This window comes from Loktanella atrilutea (assembly GCF_900128995.1).
Classification (GTDB): Bacteria; Pseudomonadota; Alphaproteobacteria; order Rhodobacterales; family Rhodobacteraceae; genus Loktanella; species Loktanella atrilutea.
In genome coordinates, this window is sequence record NZ_FQUE01000008.1 from 63,220 (window position 1) to 87,593 (window position 24,374).

Here is a 24,374-nt window from a genome sequence, read left to right on the forward strand (position 1 = left end):
CGAGGCCACCTATGTCCCAGACCGCTTCTGTCACACTTTCCGTCACCGGCATGTCCTGTGCGTCCTGCGTGGGACGGGTGCAGCGGGCGCTGGCGGCCGAACCGGGGGTATCGGGGGCCGAGGTCAACCTTGCGACCGAAACGGCCCGGGTCACCGGCGCCGTCCCCGCCATGCGGCTGGCGCAGGTGCTGGCCGAGGCGGGCTATCCGGCGCGTGATGCAGTGATCGACCTGTCGGTCACAGAGATGAGTTGCGCGTCCTGCGTGGGCCGCGTCGAACGCGCGCTGCGGGCCGTGCCGGGCGTGACGGACGCCTCCGTCAACCTCGCGACGGAGACCGCGCAGGTGCGCTATATCGACGGGGCGGTGACGCCCGCCGACCTGACGCGCGCGGCGACGGATGCAGGCTATCCCGCGCGTGTCGCGGGCGGCACGGGTGGTGACGCCACGACGGATCGCGCGTCCCGCAAGGATGCAGAGGCGCGGGATCTGACCCGCCGCCTGTCGATCGCCGCGGCGCTGACATTGCCGGTTTTCGTGACAGAGATGGGCGGCCACCTGTTCCCGCCCCTGCACCGGCTGGTCGCCGACAGTATCGGGATGCAGACCGCATGGGTGATCCAGTTCGTGCTGACGACCCTCGTGCTGGTCTGGCCGGGGCGGTCGTTCTACGCCCGTGGCGTGCCCGCGCTGCTGCGCGGGGCGCCGGACATGAACAGCCTCGTGGCGCTGGGGACAGTGGCGGCCTGGGGCTATTCGACGGTCGCCACCTTCGCGCCCGGACTGTTGCCCGCACAGGGCCGCGCCGTCTATTTCGAGGCGGCGGCGGTGATCGTCGTGCTGATCCTGCTGGGCCGCACGCTGGAGGCGCGGGCCAAGGGCCGCACCGGCGCCGCGATCGCAAGGCTGGTCGGGCTGCGCCCCACCACGGCGCATGTGGACCGTGACGGCCGCGTCGTCGATCTGGACGTCGCGCAGATCGTGGTCGGCGATATGGTTCACGCAAGGCCGGGAGAGCGGCTGGCGGTCGATGGCGAAGTGACATCTGGCGCGTCATGGGTCGACGAGAGCATGATTACCGGAGAGCCCGCACCGGTCGAGAAGCGGGCGGGAACGCCCGTCACGGGCGGCACGGTGAACGGCACCGGGGCGCTGGTCTATCGCGCGACGCATGTGGGTGCCGACACGGTCCTGTCGCGGATCGTGCGGATGGTCGAGGACGCGCAGTCCGCGCGGCTGCCGATTCAGGCGCTGGTGGACCGGGTGACGCTGTGGTTCGTGCCCGCCGTCATGGCGCTGGCGGCGCTGACCGTCGGGGTCTGGCTGGTCTGGGGACCGCAGCCCGTGCTGGCGCATGCGCTGGTCGCCGGTGTGTCCGTCCTGATCGTGGCCTGTCCCTGCGCGATGGGGCTGGCGACGCCGACATCCATCATGGTGGGCACGGGGCGGGCGGCGGACCTTGGCGTGCTGTTCCGGCGCGGCGACGCACTTCAGGCGCTGCAGGGTGTGGCGGTCGCGGCGCTGGACAAGACCGGCACGCTGACAGAGGGGCGGCCCGCGCTGACCGACGTCGTGACGACCGAAGGCTTCGACGCGGACGAGGTGCTGGCGCTGGTGGCCGCCGCCGAATCCGCATCGGAGCATCCGGTCGCCAGCGCGATCCGAAGGGCGGCCACCGCAAAGGGGCTGGAGGTCGCGACCGCCACGGCGTTCCAGTCGATCACGGGCCTCGGGATTTCGGCGCGTGTCGGCGACCGGCGGGTGCTTGTCGGTGCCGACCGTCTGATGCGGCGCGAGGGGGTGGACATGACCGGCGCGCCGCGGGCCGACGATCTGGCGGCGCGCGGACGCTCGCCGCTTTACGTCAGTATCGACGGGCAGCTGGCGGGGCTTCTGGGGGTTGCCGATCCGGTGAAGGCGGGTTCGCCCGCCGCGGTCAGAGCCCTGCAGGACATGGGGCTGAGGGTCGCCATGATCACCGGAGACAGCGCCGCCACGGCGCAGGCCATCGCGGCGACGCTGGGGATCGACGATGTCGCGGCAGAGGTCATGCCCGACGGCAAGGTCGCGGCGCTTGGGCGGCTGCGTGCGGACCATGGCCCCGTGGCCTTCGTCGGCGATGGGATCAACGATGCCCCGGCGCTGGCCGCCGCGGACGTCGGCCTTGCCATCGGGACCGGCACGGATGTCGCGATCGAGACGGCGGACGTGGTGCTGATGTCGGGCGACCTGCGGGCGGTGGTGGATGCGCTGGCGGTCAGCCGCGCCACGCTGCGCAACATCCGCCAGAACCTGTTCTGGGCCTTCGGCTACAACGCGGCGCTGATCCCGGTGGCGGCGGGGGTGCTTTACCCCCTGAACGGCACGCTGCTGTCGCCGGCGCTGGCGGCGGGGGCCATGGCGCTGTCGAGCGTCTTCGTCCTGAGCAATGCGCTGCGGTTGCGCCGGCTGCGGTCCGCGGCCACCGCCCTGCCCCACGCGACACCGGCACAGGCTGCCGTAACCCGAGAGGTGCATCCATGAACATCGGAGAGGCCGCGCGGCGGTCGGAGCTGCCCCCCAAGACGATCCGCTATTACGAGGAGATCGGGCTCGTGACGCCGGCCCGCGATACCAACGGGTATCGCGCGTTCAGCGAAAGCGACGTGCACCGGCTGGTGTTCCTTGGCCGCGCGCGGGCGCTGGGTTTTACCATCGAGGACTGCCGCGCATTGATGGCGCTTTGGGCCGACAGCCAGCGGGCCAGTGCCGACGTGCGCCGCATCGCCACGGACCATCTGGCGCGGATCGAGGCCAAGATTGCCGACCTGCGCGCGATGCAGCACACCCTGTCGCATCTGGTGTCGGCCTGCGCCGGCGACGACAGGCCGGATTGTCCGATCCTGCAGACCCTCGAACATCCCGGGTGATTCGCGGAGCACCCACCGTCATTCCCATTGCTTAACAAAGCCTTAACGCAGCGCTCACGCGGGTGCGGTAATGTGTCCGCATCTTCACCGTTACGGGGTTGGATCGATGACACGCAAAGGTCGCCATATCCGCAATGATCCCGGCCGGTGGATGACGGGTGACGATGGCTTTCCCACGTCTTCGCAAGAACTTGCGACGACGGCCACGCGACCCGGACCCAGCGCCGCACGCCTGCCATTTGTCCCGGACGTGCGGCCCCTGACGAAGACCGATGCAAAGCGCAGGCTCTCCTGTGGCCGTCCCGACCGCTTCGCCCTCCCACGGTCTTCGTCAGGCCCCGCTGCCACGGCCTCGTCCGGCACACCGCCGGGCGCCGCCATCCCGTCCGGTCCCGCATGTATTGTCATGCGCCTGCGCCGGGTGGTCCTGATCGTCGCCTACGGCGGGCGGTCCGGGACCGGTGCCCCGTGGGACGACCCGTTCTGAGCAGTCGTCCGACACCTGCCATTTCAACCCACCTCTTTTCCGGAGGGACCCCTGTGATTTCGAATTCAGCAAGGCAAGAACACGGTCAGGGGCCCTTCACCTTTTCACGGGCGCGTGAATTTTCTTTCCTGATCCGCCGTAGGAAATTAGGCTGCGGGCGCGATCACGTGCGACCATATGCAATCAGGGGAGCCTTCAACGTGCCGCAGGCATGGCGTCCATCCGAGCGCGCGCCCGGCCCTCGGGCCCGGATCGCCCTTCTGGGGCCGTTCCGCCTGACCGATGCGGCCGGGCGCGACCGGACGCCGCGCAGCGCCCATCAGCAGGCGCTGCTCGCGGTGGTGGCCCTTGCGTCGGATGCCGGCGTCGCCCGGGCCCGGCTGATGGACCTGTTCTGGGGCGACAAGACCCCGCAGCTGGCGGCGCAAAGTCTGCGCACGGCGCTGCACGGCCTGCGGCGCGGTCTCGACACCCTCGGCGCGCCCTTGCTGGAGATCGACGCTCACCGGGTCCGGCTGGTGCCGGGCGCGGCCACCGTCGACCTGCTGGACCTCGCGGCGGGAGACGGCGGGTTGCCGGCGCATCTGCGTGCCGATCCGCCCGACGTGCTGGAAGGCGTGAACATCCCCGCCGAACCCTTCGAGGAGTGGCTGCGCGAGCAGCGGCAGCACTGGTACGACCGGATCGAGGCCCTGCGCGATGCCCCGGCGCCAGCCGTCACGGCCGTGCGCCCCGCGGCCCCCCCCGCTTTCGTCGAAGACCGCCCCATCGTGGGCCTGCTGGAGCCGGTGATCCATTCGCGGTCCTACCAGGCCCTCTTCCTCGGGGAAGCGCTGGTCGACCGTATCGCCTTCGGCCTGCGCGACTACGTCGGGGCGCGGACCTATGACTATCGCGACCTGACGACCGGCCCCGACCACGAGGCGGTCACGCGCAGCAGCCCGTCGCTCTATCTGCGGCTGCGGCTTTACGAGGCGGACGGCGCCCTGTCGATCCGGATCCTCGTACTGCGGCACAGTGCGCAGGAACTGCTGTGGAGCGTGCAGGGCGGCCCCTACCGGCTGGACAGCGCCAGCATCGACAGCGCCGAGATCCTCGTGCTGCTGGGCGAGGCGATCGAGCGCGTGGCGATGACACTGGCCCGCGATGCCGGCAGCGATCCCGACGGGCCGCTGACGCCGTTCCACGTGCTGACCGCGATGTTCCAGATCAACCACGCGTCCCTGTCCGACCTGCGCCGCGGCCTGCAGTCCAGTCGCGCGCTGACGCAGGACCCGGTCTATGCAGCGCTGCAGGCCTATCTGAATACCTTTCGCGTGGGCGAGCACTGGACCGCGCAGGATGCGCCGCTGGCAGAGGAGACCCGGGCGCTGGTCGCGCAGGTCGAGGATTCGCAGACCGGCGGCATCGCGCTGGCGCTGGCCGGCCATGCGACGGGTTACATCCTGCACGACCACGACCATGCGAACGCCCTGCTGGACCGCGCGATCCGCACCGCGCCGCATTCCGCGGTCTGCTGGGACCACATGGCCCTGCACCACATCTATAACGGGCGCTACGCCGATGCGCGCCGGGCGTCGCAGAACGCCCTGCGGATCGGAGAGCACAGCCCGATCCGCTTCACCCTCGACCTGACGCGCTGCATGATCGCGACGCTCGAAGGCGACTTCGGCACCGCCAGCGCCCTCGGGCGGCGTATCCTGACGCGGCGGCCGAACTATGGCGCCGCGCTGCGCTATACCTCGGTCAGCCTTGCGCATCTGGGCGATACGGTGGGGGCGAAGGATTGCATCCAGCGGATCCGGCGGATGGACCCCGACTTCTCTGTCGCCTGGGTCAACGAGGACCGGATGGCGGTGCGCGACGGTCAGGCCAAGGCGATCCTGACCGAAGGTCTGATCATGGCAGGAGCGAAGTGATGCCCGGCAATCCATTCAGCGCGATCCTGTCGCAGACCTGGCTGCTGGCGGTGGGCGACAGTTTCGAGGCCGTGCCGGTCGGCGCGCAGGGCGCACCTGCGGCGGCAGGCGTCTTCGACGCGGCGACCTTCGTGGCGACGCCGGCGGGCAGCGGTGGCGCATCCGGCCTGCTGAACCGGAACCGCAACAGGAACCGCAATCGCAACCGGAACCGCAACCGCACGACGACCGACCCCGTGGCCCCGGTGATGGGCGAGACGCCCGACATCCTGCTGCCGTGGCGCGAGGTGGACCGGCTGCACCAGTTGCGCCCCTTCTGGGTCGACCTGCCGCTGCCCCTGCCCAAGGCGCCCGCCGGCCTGCTGGCCGAGACGGAGACCCTTTTGACCAAGCAGGCCGCCCTGCAGACCGAGGCCGAGGCGCCCCGCCGCGCCGAGATCCTGCGCGAGCAGGAGCTGGAACTGTCGGGCTACCTTCGCCCGCTGGGCGTGTCCAATGCGGGCAGCCATCCGCAGACGGTAACGCTGTTCCTGATCCTCGCCCGGCTGTGCGAGGAGATCGGCCTGCGTTACAAGGACCGCTACGACGCGCCGCGGCCCAGCACCATCAACCCGCGGCTGACGCCCTTCATTGCGGTGCCGGTGCATCCGTCATATCCGTCGAACCACGCCTTCCTGAGCTACGCCATCGCCTTTGTCTTCGCCCGCGTGGCGCCGGAACATCCCGGTATCGCCGACCTGTTCCTGAGCGGGCGGCGCATCGCCGAGAACCGCGAGTGGGCGGGCGTGCATTATCCGCAGGACACGGCGGCGGGGCGGGCGCTGGCGCGGATGATGACCCCGGTCTTCGAGGTCGTGCTGGAAGAGCAGATGCTGGCCGCGCGGGAGGAATGGGTATGACCGGGCCGACCTTGAAGATCCCGAGCGACGGCGACCGCGGACGCGGCGACTATGCGGCCTACCATGCGCTGTGGCACCTGAAGGCAATCGGGGTGCTGGCGGACCTGCAGGACTTCGCGTCCGACGGCTGGGACGCCGCAGCGGCGCGGCTTGGACCACAGGTCCGGCGCACGCGCGTCGCCCTGATCGACGTGTCCGTCGCCGCGGGCCATCCGAACCTGAAGGATGCGGTGGACACCGATCTGGCGATCGACTTCTTCGCGGCCCGGCTGGGCATTCCCGCGACACCCGACGCCGTGGCGGCCCGCGTTGCCGGTCACGGCGACGCCCTGCCCGCCGATCTGCCGGCCACGGTCGGCCCGCTGTGGGCGGAACTGACGACGCACCTTGGCGGTGGCGCGGCCGACCCCCATGCCTCTGTCGTGCAGCCGGCGACAAGCCCGTCCTTTTCAGCCCACGGCACGGCGATGGCGGGGCTGATCGGCGCGCGACCGGTGGCGCCGGACGCGATCGATGTGGCGCCCGTGCGGCTGTTCGATCCCGCCAGCGGCACCTTTTCCGACCTGCCGGCGGGCACGCCCACGGCCTTTGCCTATGCCGGCGTCGATCCCTTCTGCGAGATCGTGCCGATCTCTACCAACTTCGATCCGGAGCCGGAGCAGCTGATCCTGTCGCTGCTCTATGCCGCGCTGATCGGGGCGGATGTCATCGTGCTGGCCCGCGACTTTCCCAGCCCGGACAGCCTTGCCCCCGGTGTCGCCCCCACGGCAGAGGCGCTTGGTCGGGCCCTGCGGGTCGGATTGACGGAGGAGGAGATGACGCTTTGGTCCGCGCTGAAGGATCTGACGCTGGCGCTGTCGCGCCGGGTGCCCATCGTCTGTGCCGCGGGCAACGGCGCGCTGGACGGGGTGCTGTTCCCCGGCGCGCTGGCCGCACCGGACAACGGCATCATCGCCGTCGGCGCGCGCGCGGCCACCGGCCAGCCAGCCGCCTACACCCCTGTCGGGCCGGGCATCACCGTGCAGGCCCCCAGCGGAGACGGAGAGCGGCTGGACCGCGATCTGCAACGCCTCGACACCCAAAGCGGGCGGTTCAATCCGCAGGACCAGTCGGCGGCCTATACCGCGGGCCTTGGCAACTACGGCGATCCGGCGTTCGCGGGTGTGCCCGCCGCGGGCACCCATGCGCCGCAGGACCTTGTCTCGACCGACGTGCCGGGGCGGGCGGGCTATAATTCCAGTCCGCACGCGCAGGTCTTCGGGCGCGACGGTGCGGTGCTGGACTACCGCTCTGCCTTTTGCCGCTTTTCGGGCACCTCCGGCGCGACGGCGTTGACGGCGGGGCTTCTGTCGCTGGCGATCTCTGCCGGGCGGATCGCGCCGGGCGCCGCGGATTTCGGCGTCACCGCCAAGGCCGCGTTGCGCGGATCGGGCGCCGGGACCGCCGCCCCGCTGATCCACTGGTCGCACTTTCCACCACCCCCGCCGGAGGAAACGCCATGAGCCTGCCATCCGACCTGCCGCGCGTGCGTGCCGTCACCGGGCCGCAGATCGTGCTCGCCCTCGCCGCGCTGGGGCTGGTCTATGGCGCGGGGCGGCTGCAGTTCGTCGCCCTGTCGCTGGCAGAGGTGTCGCTGACGCAGCTGGGGCAGCTGCTCGCCACCGCGGCCTTCGTCGCGCTGCTGATCGAACGGGCGGTGGAGCTGATCCTGAACTGGCGCTTCGGCCCGGCCGAGATCGCCATCGTCGCGCCGCTGAAGCAGGCCGCGGACCGCAATCATGCGCAGATGAAGATGCTGGCGCGCGACATGGACCTGCTGGTCAGCCCGCAGGACCGCATGACGCTGGTCGACGACGGGCTGCGCCACAGCGTGCTGAACGCCCGAGAGCTGCTGCCGGCGCAGGCCGCCGACACGCGCGGACGGCTGGAGGATCTGAGCCTGCTGAAGAAGAGCTGGGCGACCGTGTCTGCGATGACGCTGGGCATCGGGCTGAGCCTGTCCGGGTTTCAGCTGCTGCACGGCGCACTGGCGCCGCAGGTCGATCTTTCGGCGCTGCCGCCGCTGCAGGCGAACGTCTTTTCCTTCGTCGACATCTGCCTGACGTCGATCGTGCTGGCCGGGGGCGCCGACGGCATCCACCGGCTGATGACGCGGCTGATCGATTTCGGGAAAACCTCTCGGACGAGGATCATGCAGGACTGACCTGCCCCATACCACGCGCAGTGAAAGGAGGAGCGCACCCCACGACAGACGACCCATTTTCAGACCGGACGCCATTTTTTTCAGGCGTCGTTCCCATCCATTTTTCGCCGGATTACCGATTCACGCGCACCTTGCGTTTCCGACGGTTCATTTTCAGCGTTTCACGGCGCGCCCCGCATCCGGCTTCTTCAGGAGCCAATGGCAATGCTTTACAAACTCGGTCACGGCCAGACCATCAAGGCCACCCCCACAGCCCGCGACGCCACGGCGCGCGACGCCACGGCGCGCGACACGGACGGCGATGCCGTCGCCCTGCGCGACGTCGCCAGCATCGTGAAATCGCGGCAACTGGACGGAACGGACACCTATCCGCTGCCCGACCCGGACCCCGCACCGGAACCGGGTCTGACCCCCCGGCAGGCGTTCCGCTACTATTGCAAGGATGCCCCGGCGGCGGAGGCGATCGAAGATGCGGCGACGTGGTTCGGCGCCCTTGCCGATGCGATGGCGGAAGAGGCACCCGACCAGAAGGACGCGGAGGGCGAATCCGCGATCCCGCCGGTCTTTACCTACATGGGGCAGTTCATCGACCACGACATCACCGCCAACACCGACCGCGAGGAGGCGCCGGGCGGTGACGCGGCGGCCTTCAACATCGACCGGCCGGATTTCGCGCCGGGATCGCGGGATCTGGCGGAGCAGGTCAAGCTGAACCTGCGGATCGGGCGTCTGGAACTGGACAGCGTCTATGGCGACGGGCCGGGGCAAAGCCCCGCCGCGCTGAAGCTGGAAGCCGCACTGCGCGATCCCGACGATCCAGCCAAGATGCGGCTGGGGGTGGTGACCCCCGTGTCCGGCCCCGGCACCGGGTTCGAACGGCCGTCGCTGCCGGTGGACGACCACGCCGATCTGCCGCGGGTCGGTGCCGCGATCGACAGCGGCGACCTGACGCTGGAGGAGGTGAACGCCCTGTTCAATCCCGACGGCACGAAGCCGGAGGCGGACGTGCGACGCACCGCGCTGATCGGGGACGGGCGCAACGACGAGAACCTGATCGTGGCGCAGTTCCACCTGAGCGTCCTGCGCCTGCACAACGCCATGGCCGACGCCTTGCGGGCGGACGGCATGACGGACGACGACGCGATCTTTCGCGCCGCACGCCAGCACGTCACCCATGTCTACCAGTGGCTGGTGGTGAACGTCTTCCTGCGCAACGTCTGCGATCCGGCGGTGGTGGACCGGGTGCTGGCCGACCGCGCGCCGGTGTATGCGGCGTTCCATGCGGCCCACAAGGACGAGATGCCGGAGGGCGTGCAGCCGATGCCGCTGGAGTTCTCGGTCGCGGCCTATCGCTATGGCCATTCCATGGTGCGCGGCGACTACGACTACAACCGCAACTTCGGACGGGCCCCGGACGGGACCGGCGACGGGCGGGCGACCTTCGATCAGATATTCCAGTTCACCGGCGACGGCGGCATGCGCGGCGCGCCGACGCTGCCCGACAACTGGATCATGGAGTGGGACCGCTTCATCGGCACCGCGCCCCTGCCCAACCGGGTCGCGCGGCGGATCGATACGCGGCTGGCGCTGCCGCTGAAGACCATGCGCAATGCTCCTCCGGGCCTGCTGGCGCATCTGGCGGCCCGCAACCTGCGGCGCGGCTATGTCTTCAACCTGCCGACGGCGCAGGGGATGATCGACTGCCTTTACAAAAAGGGCATCGACATCGACGCCCTGACGCCCGCGGAGATCGCCCGCGGGTCGGAGGCGATGTCGGCCGCCATCACGGGTGGCGGTTTCGACCGGGCGACGCCGCTGTGGTTCTATGTGCTGAAAGAGGCGGAGGTGAAGGCGCAGGGCGCGCATCTGGGGCCGCTCGGCAGCCGGATCGTGGCCGAGACGCTGATCGGCCTGCTGGTGACGGACCCGCAAAGCTACCTTAACCAAGGCAGCTTCGGCAGCTGGACGCCGGCGGATGCGCCGCAGCCCGATGGCGCGCCGATCGACAGCCTGCAGGCCATGATGCGCGCCGGCGGCGTGCACGCCTGACGCGGACCGGGGCCATCCGCCGTCTGGCGGGTGGCCCCATCCCCTGTCCCGAACCGGAGAGGACCGATGCCGGACCCGACCATCGCCACGGCCGTACTGCGGCCGGACCCCAGCGACCTGCGCGACCGCGTCTATGCGCCGTCGCTGCGACCGCTGGCCCCGTCGTCCGAGCGCGCGCTGGCGAAGCGCATCTGTCCAAGGACGCGGGCGCTGCCCTACGAATTGCGCGATCAGGGTGCCGACGGCACCTGTGCCGGGCAGGCGCTGGCGAACCTGATCGACCTGCACCGGATCCGGGCCTGCGGCAACGGCAAGCGGCCCGAGAGGGTTTCGGCACGGATGCTTTACCAGATGGCAGTGCAGCAGGAGCGCGGGCCGGGCGGCGGCGGGCCCGAGGGCGTCACCTCGCTGCGGTCGGTGATCAAGGGGTTCTATCACAACGGGGTCTGCGCCGACACGCTTTGGCCGGACTGCGCGAGCGAGACGGCGCTGTCGGCGGAACGGGCCAAAGCGGCGCGGGCGACGACACTGGGGGCCTACTACCGGGTGCGGTCCTACCTCAACGACTATCACGCGGCGCTGTCCGATGCGGATTGCATCCTCGTCTCGGCGGCGACGCATGGCGGGTGGCGGGCGGTGACGGACGGGGTGATCCCGCCCCACCCGCAGCCGGGCGAGAACCACGCCTTCGTCCTTGTGGGTTACAACGATCGCGGCTTCCTCGTGCTGAATTCATGGGGGCCGGACTGGGGCGGCTATGCCTGCGACGGGCAGGTTCTGCGGGGCGTGGCGCTCTGGCCCTATGCGGACTGGTCGGACAACGTGCTGGACGCCTGGGTGCTGCGGCTGGGCGTGCCCGCGCCGGAGGCCTTTGCCTTTTCCCAGTCGCGGCGCGGCATCTACTATGACGATGACGGCCCGATCCGGGCGGCGTCGTCGCCCTGTCACCAGTTGCTCGGGCACTTCGCGCATCTCGACGACGGGGTGCATGTGACGGGCGGCAGCTATGCCTCGTCCCGCGCGGCGGTGGCGCTGACGGCCGGGCGGATCGCGGCGAAGCCGGACCGCCCCGTGCACCTGTCGATCCCGGGATCGCTGCTGGGCATCGACGCGGCCTTCGGGGCAGAGGTGGCGCGGCGCCCGGCGCTGGAGGATGCGGGGCTTTATCCCTACACCCTGTTCTGGTGCAACGATGTGGTGGACAGCACGACGGCGGTGCTGGATCACCTGTTCCGCACCGCGGTCGACAAGGTCGGCGCGCTGAGCCCGGACCTGAACGCCGCGATCGAGGCGGCGACGGCGGGCATCGGGCGGGCGTTCTGGCGCGACATCGGGCGCGCGGCGCAGCGGGCCGGCTGCCATCGCCACGCCTGCGGCGCCGATCCGACCCGTGACGGGGATGCGGCGGATCTGCTCGACAGTCTTGCCGCGACCGGTGCGCCGCTGCACCTGAACGCCGACGGTGCGGGGGTGCTGCTGCTGGCGCAATACCTGCGGTCCCTGAACGCCCATGGCGGCGACCGGCGTAATGCCTTCGAGGGTGCGGTCGCGTCGCTGACGCTGATCGCGCCGGCGATCCGGCTGGACGACTTCTGCGCCGCCTTCCGCCCGCTGATCAACGCGATCAACCGACGCGGGCCGGGGCGCGTCACCCTGTGGGTGCCGTCCTACGGGTTCGAGCGCAAGCTTGCGGTGGGGCACTACACGAGGTCGATCCTCGACCTGGTGCTGTATGCCTTCGAGGGAGAGCGCGACCGGATGCAGCATTTCATCGGCATGTCGGCCCGGCGCACCGGGCTGGCCGCCGAGACCGCACCCGGCGGGCGGCTGGAGGGCGTCGTCCTGCGCAAGATGAAGACGCCGGACCACGCCCTGCAACCCGCCGAGGCGCGGCGCCGCCGCTACACCCAGCACGATGTCATCACCCACGCCGAGACCGGGGCCGAGATCCTTTGGCACCTTGCCCGGCTCGTATCCCGCGACGCCATAGAGAAGCCATAGAGAAGGAGACCAGACTATGACGGAAAAGATCACGCTGGAGGAACTGTCGCGCAAGATGGCCGACCCGGACACGGCGCCCGACGACCTTGCGGCCTATTTCACCGAGGACACCGGCGCGTCGGACCCCTTCGCGCCAGCCATCGCGCTGAACCCCGACAAGGTGGAAATTCCCGCCACGGCGGATGCGGCGACGCGGTCCGCCCTGCTGCTGAACGGCGCCAACTGGTTCGAACGGCAGAACCGGCAGGCGCGTTTCTTTCAGCGGCTGTCCAAGGGCGACTACAGGGGGCCGATCATCGTCGAGGAGGGCGACAGCTGGTTCCAGTACCCGATCCTGCTGCGCGACACGATCGATGTGCTGATGGAGGAATACGCCGTCTTTTCGCTGTCCGCAGGGGGCGACACGCTGGCGAACATGGTGGCGCGGGCCGAGTATCGCCGCGCGATCGAACAGACCGGCGCCACGATCCTGCTGCTGTCCGGAGGCGGCAACGACCTTGTCGCCGACGGCAACCTGTCGCGGCATCTGCGCCGCTTCGACGCCGGCCTGTCGGCGGCGGAATACCTGCTGCCCAGCTTCGACCAGCTTGTGGCGGTGGCGGTCCAGCAGTTCGACCGGATCGCGCGGGACGTGGCGGCGCGCTATCCCAAGGTGAAAATCATCTGCCACGGCTATGACCGCGCCATCCCGGCCAAGGGCAAGTGGCTGGGCCTGCCGATGGCGGCCAACGGGATCGTGGACGCCACGCTGCAGGCGAGCATCGCCAAGGTGATGATGGACCGCTTCAACGACGCCATGATGGCGATGGCGCGGCGGCATGCCCATGTCTTCTTCCTTGACCTGCGCGGCACCGTCGGCGCCGGTCGCTGGCACGACGAGTTGCACCCGACCAATGCGGGCTATGCAGATGTCGCCGCCATTTTCTCTGCCCTGATCCGAAAGCTGACGAAGCCCGCCCGGGGGCCTGCCGTCCGGTCGGCACCGGCGGCGGTTGCGCTGCATGTGGGGCTGAACCGTGTCGACCGGGGGCATTACGGGACTGGTCTGGTGGACCTCGACTTTTGCGTCAACGACAGCGAAGCGATGCGCGACATCGCCAAGGCGCGCGGGTTCGATACCCAGACTCACCTGACCGACGCCGCAGCGACGCGCGACGCGGTGATCGCGGCCTGCGGCGAGGCGGCGAAGTCGCTGAAGGCCGGCGATACCTTCAAGCTGACCTATGCCGGGCACGGGGGTCAGGTGAAGGACTTCAACGGCGACGAGGCGACGGGACCGGACCGCGATCTGCTGGACGAGACGCTGTGCCTTTACGACGGGCAGATGATCGACGACGAGCTTTACAAGATCTGGTCGGACTTTGCCGAAGGGGTGCGCGTGCTGGCGGTTTTCGACTGCTGCCACGCGGGCTCCATGCTGCGGGCGGGACCGGGGCGGGCCGCCACGGCGGCCCCGGTCACGGGCAAGACCCGGATGATGACGCCGGGCGTGGCGGCGCAGGTCTTTCGCGCGAACGAGGCGTTCTACCGTAGCCTGCCGTCATCGGCCCTCGGGCCGGACCTTGCGACGCCCTACCACGAGCTGAGCTTTCCCGTCGCGGCGAGCGTGTTGCAGCTGTCGGCCTGCCAGTCGAACCAGACCGCACAGGAGGATCTGGGCAACGGCCTCTTTACCGCGGCGATCCTTGCCACGCTGACCGATCCGGCGGCGCAAAGCGGCTATCGCAATTTCCGCGACCGCTGTGCCGCACGGATGCCCGCGTGGCAGTCGCCGAACTTCTGGACGGTCGGGCGCCCCGATGCCGCCTTCGAGGCCAGCCGCGTGTTCTGGGCATGACCGGGCCGGTGACGATCCGCATGGTGCAGGCGGCGCTGGCGGCGCAGGGGTTCGATGCCGGCCCGGTGGACGGGGTGCGCGGGCGCCGGACCATCGCCGCACTGAAGGCCTTTCAGCGCGAGGCCGGGCTGGCGGCGACCGGACTGCTGGACAGATCCACGGCAGAGGCGCTGCTGGGCGCAGAGGCTGCCGCGGCCGTCCTGCCGGACGCGACGCCCTGGATGGACACCGCCGCACGCATGATGGGACTGCACGAAAGCCTCGACAACGCGGCGGTGGCGGCCTTTCTGGTCAGCGATGGCGGCACGGCGGGCGATCCCGCACAAGTGCCGTGGTGCGCCGACTTCGTGCAGACCTGCATCGCCCTGTCCCTGCCGGAAGAGCCGCTGCCGGTGAACCCCTATGCCTCGCTCGCCTGGGCCGGTTTCGGCAATCCGGTGGACCCGTGCTTCGGCGCGATCCTGTGTCTGTGGCGCGAAAGCCCCGACAGCTGGAAGGGTCACGTCGGCTTTTGCGTCGAGGTCCGGGCGGACCACGTGCTGCTGCGCGGCGGCAACCAGAGCGACGCGATCTGCGAGAAATGGATCGCGCTGCGGTTCCTGCGACCGGGGGGCAGTCGTTGGCCCCGGACCGCCCTGCCCCCGGTCGCGGTGTCGGGCGAACGCCGCAGCGTCAACTTGCGATGAACGCCCTGACGAAGGCGTTTGCGGGGGCCTGACGGATTTCCTTCGGGCGGCCGATCTGTTCGATCCGGCCCATCGACATCACGACGACGAGGTCGGCGAGGGTCATCGCCTCTTCCTGATCGTGGGTCACGAAGATCGTGGTCAGGCCGGTCTGGTCGTGGATGTCGCGCAGGCCGGCGCGCAGATCCTTGCGCACCTGTGCGTCGAGCGCACCGAAGGGTTCGTCCAGCAAGAGCATCCGCGGATCGATCGCCAGCGCCCGTGCGAGGGCCACGCGCTGGCGCTGCCCCCCGGACAACTGGGCGGGGTAGCGCGCGCCGATGTCGGGCAGCTGGATCAGGCGCAGCAGGTCCGTCACCCGCTGGGCGATCGCCGCCGGCGCGGGGCGCGTCGCCCGCGGGCGGGCACGCAGGCCGTAGGCCACGTTCTCGAACACCGTCATGTGCCGGAACAGCGCGTAGCTTTGAAAGACGAAGCCCGCGCGCCGGTCCTGCACCGACAGGCGTCCGACGTCCTGCCCGTCGAACAGGATGCGACCGGCGGTGGGCTGTTCCAGCCCGCCAAGGATGCGCAGCAGCGTGGTCTTGCCCGATCCGGACGGCCCCAGCAGGGCGACGAGCGCCCCCTGCGGGATCGACAGGCTGACCGGGTGCAGGGCGTTGGTGACGCCGAAGGTCTTGGCAATGGCCTCGATGGAGATGTGCATGGCGGGATCCTTTCAGGGCTGGCCGATAGCGGCGATCTGGTCCGCGTGCTGACGGTCCAGAAGCGATTTCAGGGCAAGGGTGACGAGCGCCAGCAGCGCCAGCACGGCAGCCAGCGTGAAGGCGGCCACGGACAGGTATTCGTTGTAGAGCATCTCGATCGTGATCGGCATGGTCGCGGTCTGGCCGCGAATCTTGCCGGACACGACGGCGACGGCGCCAAATTCGCCCATCGCGCGGGCGTTGCACAGCAGCACCCCGTAAAGCAGCGCCCAGCGGATGTTGGGCAGGGTCACGGTCCGGAAGGTGCGCCAGCCGGTGGCGCCCAAGGTCAGCGCCGCCTCCTCCTCTGCCCGGCCTTGTTCGATCATCAGGGGGATCAGCTCGCGCGCGACGAAGGGGAAGGTGATGAAAAGCGTCGCCAGCACGATGCCCGGCAGGGCAAAGACGACCGGGTGCCCCTGTGCCACCAGCCAGCCACCCAGGGTGGAATTGGCGCCGAAGAGCAGCACGATGCACAGACCCGCCACCACCGGAGAGACCGAGAATGGCAGGTCGATGAGTGTGATGAGAAGCGCCTTGCCGCGGAAGTCGAACTTGGTGATCGCCCAGGCGGCGGCGATGCCGAAGACCGCGTTCAGCGGCACGGCGATGGCGGCGACGGTCAGGGTCAACCGGATCGCCGAACGCGCGTCCGGGTTGCCGAGGCTGGCGAGGGCGGCGGACCAGCCGTCGCGCAGCGCCTCGGCGAAGACCACGACGAGCGGCGCGATGACGAGGATCGCGAGGCCGGTGCAGGCCAGCGCGATCAGGGCAAGGCGCACCGGCAGGCGTTCCGAGGTTGCGGGTCCTGCCGCGGGATTGGCGGATGCGAAGGTCATTCGAGCCTCATGCGGTTGAGGGGCCGGGCGCCCCGGGGGACTGGCGGGATCGCCGTCAGAAGGATGATGCAGGCCGCGAGGGCGACGCAGACTGCGCCGGACAGGGCGTAGGCCAGCAGGCAGAGGGGCCAGCCTGCGCCGCAGGCCGCCGCGAGGATCGCGCCCCCGGTGCCGCCGGCCAGACCGGTCAGGAACAGGGCCGAGGGTGCGGGATCGATGGCGGGGGAAGGATCAGACATCGCCGGTCCTCCGCCGGGTCCAGATCTGCAGCAGGTTGATCGCCAGCAGCAGGGTGAACGACATCGCAAGCATCGCGATGCCGATGGCCGCGGCGGCGGGGTAGTCGAACTCCTCCAGCTGGATGACGATCAGGAGGGGCGCGATTTCCGTCCGCAGGGGGATGTTGCCGGCAATGAAGATGACCGACCCGTATTCGCCCACGGCGCGGGCCAGCGACAGGGCAAAGCCGGTCAGGGCGGCAGGCAGGAGGGCGGGCAGGATGACGCGGCGCACGGTAGTCCAGCGGGACGCCCCCAGCGTGGCGGAGGCTTCCTCGACCTCTCGGTCCAGCGTTTCCAGCACCGGCTGCACGGTGCGCACGACGAAGGGCAGACCGACGAAGACGAGGGCGATGAAGATGCCTGCCTGCGTGTAGGCGATGCGCCAGCCGAAGGGTGTCGCCAGCGCGCCGAAGGCACCGTTGGGGGCATAGAGCGTGGTGAGCGCGATCCCTGCGACGGCCGTCGGCAGGGCAAAGGGCAGGTCGACGGCGGCATCCATGATGCGGCGCCCCGGAAAGCGGTAGCGCACCAGAACCCAGGCCAGCAACACGCCGAAGGCGAGGTTGAAGAGTGCCGCGAGCGCCGACAACCGGAACGACAGGGCAAGGGCGGACAGGGTGCGCGGCCGGCTGCCGACATCCCACAGGGCGGCCGGGCCGGCGCTGGCGCCCTGCCACAGCAGGGCGCCCACGGGCAAGAGCACGACAAGGCAGACCGTCGTCAGGGTCAGGCCCATCGTGAGGCCGAACCCCGGCATCGCCCGGCGGTGCCGCGGGAGGGCCGTCATTGCGGCACGTAGATCTGGTCGAAGATCCCCCCGTCGCCGAAATGCTGCGGCTGCACCTTGGCCCAGCCGCCGAAATCCTCGATCCCCACAAGGTCGATCTTGGGGAACCGCGCGACGTCGGCGGGATCGGCGGCGGATGTGTCCCACGCCCGGTAGTAGTGCTTGAAGGCCAGCGCCTGCGCATCCGGCGCGTAGAGGTGTTCGAGGTAGGCCGTGGCCAGTGCGCGCTGGTCGTCGTCGGCGATGTTTGCCTCGACCAGCGCGACGGACGGATCTGCGCGGATCGACACCGACGGCACGACGATGTCGAAGGCCTCCTCTCCCATCTCGTTCAGGGCAAGGTAGGCCTCGTTCTCCCATGCCAGCAGCACGTCGCCGATGCCCCGCTGGGCAAAGGTCGTCGTGGCGCCCCGCGCCCCGCTGTCGAGCACGGGGACATGGGCGTAGAGGTCGTGGACGAAGGCCCTGGGGTCCTGCCCGCTCCTCTCTGCCCAGGCCCAGGCGGCGAGGTAGTTCCAGCGCGCCCCGCCGGAGGTCTTGGGGTTCGGGGTGATGACCTCGATCCCGTCCTGCGTCAGGTCGCCCCAGTCGGCGATGCCCTTCGGATTGCCCTCTCGCACCAGGAACACGATGGTGGAGGTGTAGGGGGCGGCGTCGTGCGGCAGGCGGCTTTGCCAGTCGGCGGGGAGCTTGCCCGCGGCGGCGATCCGGTCGATGTCAGAAGCAAGCGCCAGCGTCACCACCTGCGCGTTCAGCCCGTCGATGACCGCCCGGGCCTGCGCGCCGGACCCGCCGTGGCTGGTCTCGATCCGGGGCGCGTCATGCCCCTGCCCTTCCCACCACGTGCTGAAGGCGGCGTTGTAGTCGCGGTAGAACTCGCGCGTCGGGTCGTAGCTGACGTTCAGCAGGTCCTGCGCCTGCAATATCGTCCCCGCGCCCAGCGCGATAAGCGCCGCTGCCACGGCTGTCGCCGCATGCCACCGGACGCGGCGCCGCGGGGTGCGGACCGGGCCGAGCGCATAGGGTGCTGCGGTCCGTCCGGCCATGTGCCCCGGCAGACTCCATGGTGCGCCGAACCGGATCGAGATGTCGATTGTCATGGTCATGTCCTCTTCCTTACGGGCGCCGATGCCCAACACGGTAAATACGATAGGGTTAGTCGTGTATTGCAAGATAAATCTCGATCGGTCTTATCGTGTATTCGGCGGTAATTGGCCGGTGGTGCGGGGCCGCAATTAAGAGGAGCTTTATTTTCCATATGCTTAGAGGCTTAAATCCCTTCGTTTCTGGTCCCGAGCGAGTGCTGAATTTTGAGGCAGTCCCACCGCTTTCAGTCGTTCCGGCAAAAACTCAGACCCGATTCTCCGGTTGAAAGTCAGCGATGCCGTGTCAGCGAAGCGCCCGCATGCAGGGTTACGCGCCCTACGGGATGGGTGGACAAGCCGTCGGACCTGACCGACAAACGACCCGGCGGTGGTGATGCCCGCGGCGGGCGCAAGGACGCGCCGCGGGGCAGGATCCGGCGGTGATGGACGGGATACGGGGCGGCTGCGGGCCGGAACAGGGCGGACATGGCGACCCAGACAACGGACGACGTCATCGCCCCGCCACGGGCCACGCCACCGGGGGGCCATGCCACGACCGGGGCCGCGCTGCTGGCGGCGGGATTCTTCACCTACATCGTCTCTTTCGCCAGCGCTTCGCCGATGCTGGCCACGGTCAGCGCCACGCTGATCCTCGTCTTCATCGCGATGAACCTGCGCCGGGCGACGGCGATCGTGCGGTCCTTCGCGGCCGTGGCGCTGCTGATCGCCCTGTGGGGGTTGTTCCGCAACAGCCTCAGCCCGTCGGACCTTGCGGTGGCGGGCGGCCGGGTGTCGTTCCTGACCTCGATCCTGATCGCGCTGATCTTCTTGCGCCTCGTCGCCGCGCGCGATCCGGCGTTTCAGGCGGCGGGCGCCTTCCTTGCCAACCAGCCGCCGTCCCGGCGCTATGTCTCGCTCGGCATCGGAGGGAACCTCTTTGGCGTGCTGCTGAACCTCGGCGGGCTTGGCCTGCTGATCGAGATGACGCTGGCCGGTCAGCGGCGGCTGGAGACGGTCAGCGCCGTCAGCCCGGCGGTGCATGACGTGCGCGAACGCCGGATCGTCACCGCCATCGTGCGGGGCTTTGCCACCATCGCCTTCTGGTCGCCCTTCGGCATCGCCCTGAACACGCTGCTGCTGATCTTCACAGAGGTGCATTGGCGGGATGCGGCGCCCTGGGGGCTGGGCTTTGCCGCCCTGTTCCTGATCGTCGGCGGGGTGATGGACATCGTCGAGCGGCGGCTTTTCCCGGTCTTTCCGAAACCGGTCGCGGTGCCGCCCGCGCCGGGGGACGGGCTGGGGCTGCTGGCCGTGCTGGGGCATCTGGTGGGGCTGGCGCTGCTGGTGATCGGCGGCGACCATCTGTTGCCCTACTCTTTTCAGGAAGTGCTGGTCGGCGTAGTGCCGATCTACGCGGTGATCTGGTCGATGGTCCGGCACGGCACCCGCGGCCCGGCGCGGCTGGTCGGCGACTTTACCGCCAATGCCCCGCGCTACGTGAACGAGATCGGCGTCTTCGCCCTTGCCGGTCTGATCGGTGCATTGCTGGTGGCGCTGGTCCCGCAGCACGCGCTGGACCCGGTGCTGGAGGCAGTCGTCGATCTGGGCGGGCCGGTCGCGCTGGCGCTGGCGCTGGCCTGGGTCACGCTGCTGGCGGCCATGCTGGGGCTGCACCCGATCATCTCTGTCGTGATCCTGGCGGAGTTCATGGTGCGCACGCCGCTGATCTCGCAACAGGCGGCGCTGCTGTCACTGCTCACCGGGTGGACGCTGACCGTCTGCCTTGCCCCCCTTGCGACGACGGCGACCTATGTCTCTGCGATTCTCGACCGCAGCCCGGTGACGGTCAGCCTGAGGTGGAACGGTCTGTTCGGGGTGATCACGCTGGCGCTGGCGTCGGGCATCCTCATTCTGGGCATCAGCTGGCACTGGTTCTGAAGCGACCCTCCGGCCGTGCCGCCTTGCAGGGCGGGACACGCGGTCAGCCCGATCGAGAAGAACGTTGATTCGCGGGCCCGGTGTCTGTATTTTCATGCGCACCGCAGACACTCCCTTGCCAGTTTTCATTTTAGGAGCGTGTCGCTCCTTCAGAAGTGCCGAGCCATGCCGAGACCCAAGAACGTATGGCTCGCCGTTGATGCGCAGGGATACAGGCTCGAAGTCGATCGCATCCTGTCCCTCGAATACGCCTCGGTCCACGACGTCGTGACGCGTCTGGTCGGGGTGCCGATCGCAGGTGGCCTCGTTTCGATCTATGCGGAAACGTGGGTGGGCGTCTGGTGGGCCATGATCTACATCGCGGGATACGGCGGGCTGTGGCTTTATGCCAAAAGCCTGCGGCCGCGGGTGTCGCTGGTGCAGTGCCGGATCGCGCAATGCCTGGTGATCCTGAATGCGGCGACCTTCATCTGGCTGCCCGCCTGGACCTTCAGCCAGTTGGACCGCAATCTGTTTCTGGCGGGCGCGGGCCTGATCGGCGCGCAGCTGGTCCAGCTGGTGCACAGGGGCGACACCGCCCCGTTCATGATCTACGGCAACATCGCGGTCGTCCTGACGGCGATGCTGGTCGTCCTTGGCATCGTCCTGCCACAACTGTCCAGCCCGCTGGCGCAGGTCGGGATCGTGGCCAGCTGGCTCACCCTGCTGTTCTATCTGGCCCAGTCCATGCTGGGGGCCCGACGCCGGATCATCGCCCGCAATTTCGCGGATCAACAGGCGTTTCAGGCGCAGAAGCTTGCGTCCCTCGGTCAGCTGGCGGGCGGTGTGGCGCATGACTTCAACAACATCATCACGGCGATTTCCGGCAACCTCGAACTGTACGAACATCTGACCGACGACGCCGAGAAGGATCAGGTCATCGCCGCCGCCCACGCGGCCAGCCTGCGTGCCGCCCGGATCGTGGCGCAGATCCTGATCTATGCCCGCCAAACGCCCCTGACGTTGACGGCGACCAACGCCAACGCGCCGCTGGCCAGCCTGCAGATCCTGACAGACCATCTGGTGCCGTCCCGGATCGGGTTCACGCTGGGCCAGATCGCCGATGCCCCGACGATCAACGTGGATGCCAACCAGATCGAGACGGCGCTGTTGAACCTCGTCCTGAACGCGGTCGATGCCACGCCGCCCGGCGGGACCGTCACGCTGTCGGGGCATGTCATCGATGTCCTGCGCAGCCGGCCGCTTGCGGGCGGGCGGGTACTGCAATGCGGACGTTACGTGGCCTACGAGGTCACCGACACCGGCAGCGGTATCCCGGCGGACATCCTGAAATACGTGATCGACCCGTTCTTCACGACGAAGGAGGTCGGCAAGGGCACCGGTCTGGGCCTGTCGATGGTCTTCGGCGTCGCGGACAGCATGGGCGGCGGGCTCGACATCCGGACGTCCCGATCCGGCACGACGATGCAGATGTTCATCCCCGTCGCGGCGTCGCCTGATGGACCATCCGTCACATCCCACTGAATTGCTGCACCTGCAAAAGGATGCTTGCGATCCGATGCGCAACAATCTATCCAAATATGAACATCAAATGAAATAAAGCACTTCATCCATGTCTTTCCGTCTGCAACCGACCCCGCCTGCCCGCCCCAACCGCTGCCAGTTGTTCGGTCCCGGTTCCCAGACAAGGCTCTTCGCCAAGATGGCGGCTTCGGATGCGGATGTGATCAACCTCGATCTGGAGGATTCGGTGGCGCCGGGCGACAAGGACGCCGCACGGGTAAACGTGATTCAGGCGATCGGTGACATCGACTGGGGGGCAAAGCACCTGTCGGTGCGGATCAACGGCCTCGACACGCCGTTCTGGTATCGCGATGTCGTCGACCTTCTGGAACGGGCAAGCGACCGGCTGGACCAGATCATGATCCCCAAGGTCGGCTGCGCCGCCGACGTCTACGCCGTCGACGCGCTGGTGACGGCGATCGAGGCGGCCAAGGGCCGCGCCCGCCGCATCGGGTTCGAGGTCATCATCGAATCCGCCGCGGGCCTGACCCATGTGAACGAGATCGCGGCCAGTTCTTCCCGCCTGCAGGCGATGAGTCTGGGTGCCGCGGATTTCGCGGCCTCCATGGGGATGCAGACGACCGGGATCGGCGGCACGCAGGACGACTATTATATGTTGCAGGGCGGTCACCGGCACTATGGCGACCCGTGGCACTGGGCGCAAACCGCCATCGTCGCCGCCTGCCGGACCCACGGGATCCTGCCGGTGGACGGCCCCTTCGGCGACTTTTCCGACGACGACGGCTTCCGCGCGCAGGCCCGCCGCAGCGCCACGCTGGGCATGGTCGGCAAATGGGCGATCCACCCGCGCCAGATCGCGCTGGCGAACGAGGTCTTCACGCCTTCCGACGCCGCCGTCGCAGAGGCGCGCGAAATCCTCGCCGCGATGACCGCGGCGAAGGCCCGCGGCGCGGGGGCGACCGTCTACAAGGGGCGCCTCGTCGACATCGCCAGCATCAAGCAGGCAGAGGTGATCGTGCGGCAGTCCGAGATGATCGCCGGCTGACCCGCCGCCATCGCGCCGGACAAACGACGGCCGGGGGCACCCGCCATTGCAAATCGGGGCGCACGTCGCCTATATCGGCGTCAGGCAATGAAGGCGTTTCCATGACCCAGTATCTCGACTTCGAAAAACCGCTGGCCGAAATCGAAGGCAAGGCGGAAGAACTGCGCGCCATGGCGCGCGAGAACGCCGAGATGGATATCGAGAAGGAAGCGGCCGCGCTCGATAAGAAGAGCCGCGACCTGCTCAACTCGCTTTATGCGAACCTGACGCCCTGGCGCAAATGTCAGGTCGCGCGCCACCCGGAACGCCCCCACTGCAAGGACTACATCGCGGCGCTGTTCAGCGATTTCACCCCGCTTGCGGGCGACCGGAACTTTGCCGACGACCACGCGGTGATGGGCGGTCTCGCACGGTTCGACGGCCGGTCCGTGGTGGTGATCGGCCACGAGAAGGGCCACGATACCAAGTCCCGCATCGCCCGCAACTTCGGGATGGCCCGCCCCGAGGGCTATCGCAAGGCGATCCGCCTGATGGAGCTCGCTGACCGGTTCGGCCTGCCGGTCGTCACGCTGGTCGACACGCCCGGCGCCTATCCCGGCAAGGGGGCAGAGGAGCGTGGCCAGTCGGAAGCCATTGCCCGCGCCACCGAGGCCTGCCTCGAATTGTCCGTGCCGCTGGTCAGCGTCGTGATCGGCGAAGGCGGCTCTGGTGGCGCCGTGGCCTTTGCCACTGCCAACCGCGTGCTGATGCTGGAACATTCGATCTACTCGGTCATCAGTCCCGAAGGCTGCGCCTCGATCCTGTGGAAGGACGCGGCCAAGACGCAGGAGGCCGCCGCCGCCCTGCGCCTGACGGCGCAGAACCTGAAGGAACTGGGTGTCTGCGACATGATCATCCCGGAACCCTCGGGCGGCGCCCACCGGGATCCCGACGCCGCGATCAAGGCCGTCGGCGCGGCACTGACGACCGCCCTGACCGACCTCGAGAAGGTGGCGAAGGACAAGATGCGCCTCGACCGACGCCAGAAGTATCTGGGTCTGGGCAAGAAGGGCCTCGCCGCCTGAGGCCCCCTTCTTCTCGTTCCAAATACCTCGGGGGAGGCGCAGCCGGGGGCAGCGCCCCCTCTGCCCCCAAAAGCCG

Annotated in this window: 20 protein-coding genes; 15 read left to right on the forward strand and 5 right to left on the reverse strand. The window is 69.0% G+C overall.

Annotated elements, in window-relative coordinates:
- The first annotated feature begins 11 nt into the window (after nt 1–11).
- The 11 genes from BUA54_RS15170 to BUA54_RS15220 all read left to right on the forward strand — a co-directional run bounded on the left by BUA54_RS15170 (nt 12) and on the right by BUA54_RS15220 (nt 14,989).
- Nucleotides 12–2,522, forward strand: coding sequence for a heavy metal translocating P-type ATPase (locus BUA54_RS15170; RefSeq protein WP_072858110.1), 2,511 nt, complete (start codon nt 12–14; stop codon nt 2,520–2,522).
- Entirely contained in the window at nt 2,519–2,908 is a 390-nt protein-coding gene (cueR, locus tag BUA54_RS15175; RefSeq protein ID WP_072858111.1) for a Cu(I)-responsive transcriptional regulator, read from the forward strand. The genes BUA54_RS15170 and cueR overlap by 4 nt, the downstream gene beginning before the upstream one ends.
- A 106-nt stretch (nt 2,909–3,014) precedes the next feature.
- Nucleotides 3,015–3,395 carry a hypothetical protein gene (locus BUA54_RS15180; RefSeq protein ID WP_143155448.1) on the forward strand — a complete coding sequence of 127 codons (381 nt, stop codon included), beginning with the start codon at nt 3,015–3,017 and terminating at the stop codon, nt 3,393–3,395.
- A gap of 167 nt (nt 3,396–3,562) precedes the next feature.
- A complete protein-coding gene (locus BUA54_RS15185; protein WP_143155449.1) occupies nt 3,563–5,314 on the forward strand; it encodes an AfsR/SARP family transcriptional regulator in 1,752 nt (583 codons plus the stop codon).
- Complete coding sequence (locus BUA54_RS15190) at nt 5,314–6,213, forward strand: phosphatase PAP2 family protein (protein WP_072858114.1); 900 nt, start codon at nt 5,314–5,316, stop codon at nt 6,211–6,213. The genes BUA54_RS15185 and BUA54_RS15190 overlap by 1 nt, the downstream gene beginning before the upstream one ends.
- A complete protein-coding gene (locus tag BUA54_RS15195; RefSeq protein WP_072858115.1) occupies nt 6,210–7,715 on the forward strand; it encodes a S8 family serine peptidase in 1,506 nt (501 codons plus the stop codon). Before BUA54_RS15190 ends, BUA54_RS15195 begins: the two co-directional genes overlap by 4 nt.
- Nucleotides 7,712–8,416: a hypothetical protein gene (locus BUA54_RS15200; protein ID WP_072858116.1), complete on the forward strand. Its 705-nt coding sequence runs from the start codon at nt 7,712–7,714 to the stop codon at nt 8,414–8,416. Before BUA54_RS15195 ends, BUA54_RS15200 begins: the two co-directional genes overlap by 4 nt.
- Before the next feature lie 204 nt (nt 8,417–8,620).
- Nucleotides 8,621–10,465, forward strand: a complete 1,845-nt coding sequence (locus BUA54_RS15205; protein WP_072858117.1) for a peroxidase family protein — start codon at nt 8,621–8,623, stop codon at nt 10,463–10,465.
- A gap of 66 nt (nt 10,466–10,531) precedes the next feature.
- On the forward strand, nt 10,532–12,466 hold the full coding sequence (locus tag BUA54_RS15210; RefSeq protein WP_072858118.1) for a C1 family peptidase: 1,935 nt from the start codon (nt 10,532–10,534) through the stop codon (nt 12,464–12,466).
- Nucleotides 12,467–12,482: 16 nt separating this feature from the next.
- Nucleotides 12,483–14,303 (forward strand): caspase family protein, encoded by a 1,821-nt coding sequence (locus BUA54_RS15215; RefSeq protein ID WP_072858119.1) that lies wholly within the window; start codon nt 12,483–12,485, stop codon nt 14,301–14,303.
- A complete protein-coding gene (locus BUA54_RS15220; RefSeq protein WP_084114445.1) occupies nt 14,300–14,989 on the forward strand; it encodes an NlpC/P60 family protein in 690 nt (229 codons plus the stop codon). Before BUA54_RS15215 ends, BUA54_RS15220 begins: the two co-directional genes overlap by 4 nt.
- Here the strand turns inward: BUA54_RS15220 and BUA54_RS15225 are convergent.
- From BUA54_RS15225 to BUA54_RS15245, 5 genes are read right to left on the reverse strand one after another with little or no spacing between them, the layout of a single operon-like run.
- Nucleotides 14,976–15,695: a sulfate/molybdate ABC transporter ATP-binding protein gene (locus tag BUA54_RS15225; protein ID WP_072858121.1), complete on the reverse strand. Its 720-nt coding sequence runs from the start codon at nt 15,693–15,695 to the stop codon at nt 14,976–14,978. The two genes, BUA54_RS15220 and BUA54_RS15225, sit on opposite strands and share 14 nt — an antisense overlap.
- A 12-nt stretch (nt 15,696–15,707) precedes the next feature.
- Entirely contained in the window at nt 15,708–16,574 is an 867-nt protein-coding gene (gene cysW / locus BUA54_RS15230; RefSeq protein ID WP_072858122.1) for a sulfate ABC transporter permease subunit CysW, read from the reverse strand.
- Nucleotides 16,571–16,813, reverse strand: a complete 243-nt coding sequence (locus tag BUA54_RS15235) for a hypothetical protein (RefSeq protein WP_072858123.1) — start codon at nt 16,811–16,813, stop codon at nt 16,571–16,573. Before BUA54_RS15235 ends, cysW begins: the two co-directional genes overlap by 4 nt.
- Nucleotides 16,806–17,642 carry a sulfate ABC transporter permease subunit CysT gene (gene cysT, locus BUA54_RS15240; protein WP_072858124.1) on the reverse strand — a complete coding sequence of 279 codons (837 nt, stop codon included), beginning with the start codon at nt 17,640–17,642 and terminating at the stop codon, nt 16,806–16,808. The genes BUA54_RS15235 and cysT overlap by 8 nt, the downstream gene beginning before the upstream one ends.
- Nucleotides 17,639–18,748 (reverse strand): sulfate ABC transporter substrate-binding protein, encoded by a 1,110-nt coding sequence (locus tag BUA54_RS15245; RefSeq protein WP_245810710.1) that lies wholly within the window; start codon nt 18,746–18,748, stop codon nt 17,639–17,641. Before BUA54_RS15245 ends, cysT begins: the two co-directional genes overlap by 4 nt.
- A gap of 465 nt (nt 18,749–19,213) precedes the next feature.
- Here BUA54_RS15245 and BUA54_RS15250 point away from each other — a divergent pair, with 465 nt between their 5' ends.
- The 4 genes from BUA54_RS15250 to BUA54_RS15265 all read left to right on the forward strand — a co-directional run bounded on the left by BUA54_RS15250 (nt 19,214) and on the right by BUA54_RS15265 (nt 24,298).
- Nucleotides 19,214–20,665, forward strand: coding sequence for a hypothetical protein (locus tag BUA54_RS15250; RefSeq protein WP_072858125.1), 1,452 nt, complete (start codon nt 19,214–19,216; stop codon nt 20,663–20,665).
- Nucleotides 20,666–20,830: 165 nt separating this feature from the next.
- On the forward strand, nt 20,831–22,189 hold the full coding sequence (locus BUA54_RS15255) for a sensor histidine kinase (RefSeq protein ID WP_072858126.1): 1,359 nt from the start codon (nt 20,831–20,833) through the stop codon (nt 22,187–22,189).
- An 88-nt stretch (nt 22,190–22,277) separates the two neighbouring features.
- The gene (locus BUA54_RS15260) at nt 22,278–23,234 is read left to right on the forward strand and encodes an L-malyl-CoA/beta-methylmalyl-CoA lyase (protein ID WP_072858127.1); all 957 of its coding nucleotides are present in this window, start codon (nt 22,278–22,280) and stop codon (nt 23,232–23,234) included.
- A gap of 101 nt (nt 23,235–23,335) precedes the next feature.
- Nucleotides 23,336–24,298, forward strand: coding sequence for an acetyl-CoA carboxylase carboxyltransferase subunit alpha (locus BUA54_RS15265; RefSeq protein ID WP_072858128.1), 963 nt, complete (start codon nt 23,336–23,338; stop codon nt 24,296–24,298).
- The last annotated feature ends 76 nt before the right edge of the window (nt 24,299–24,374 follow it).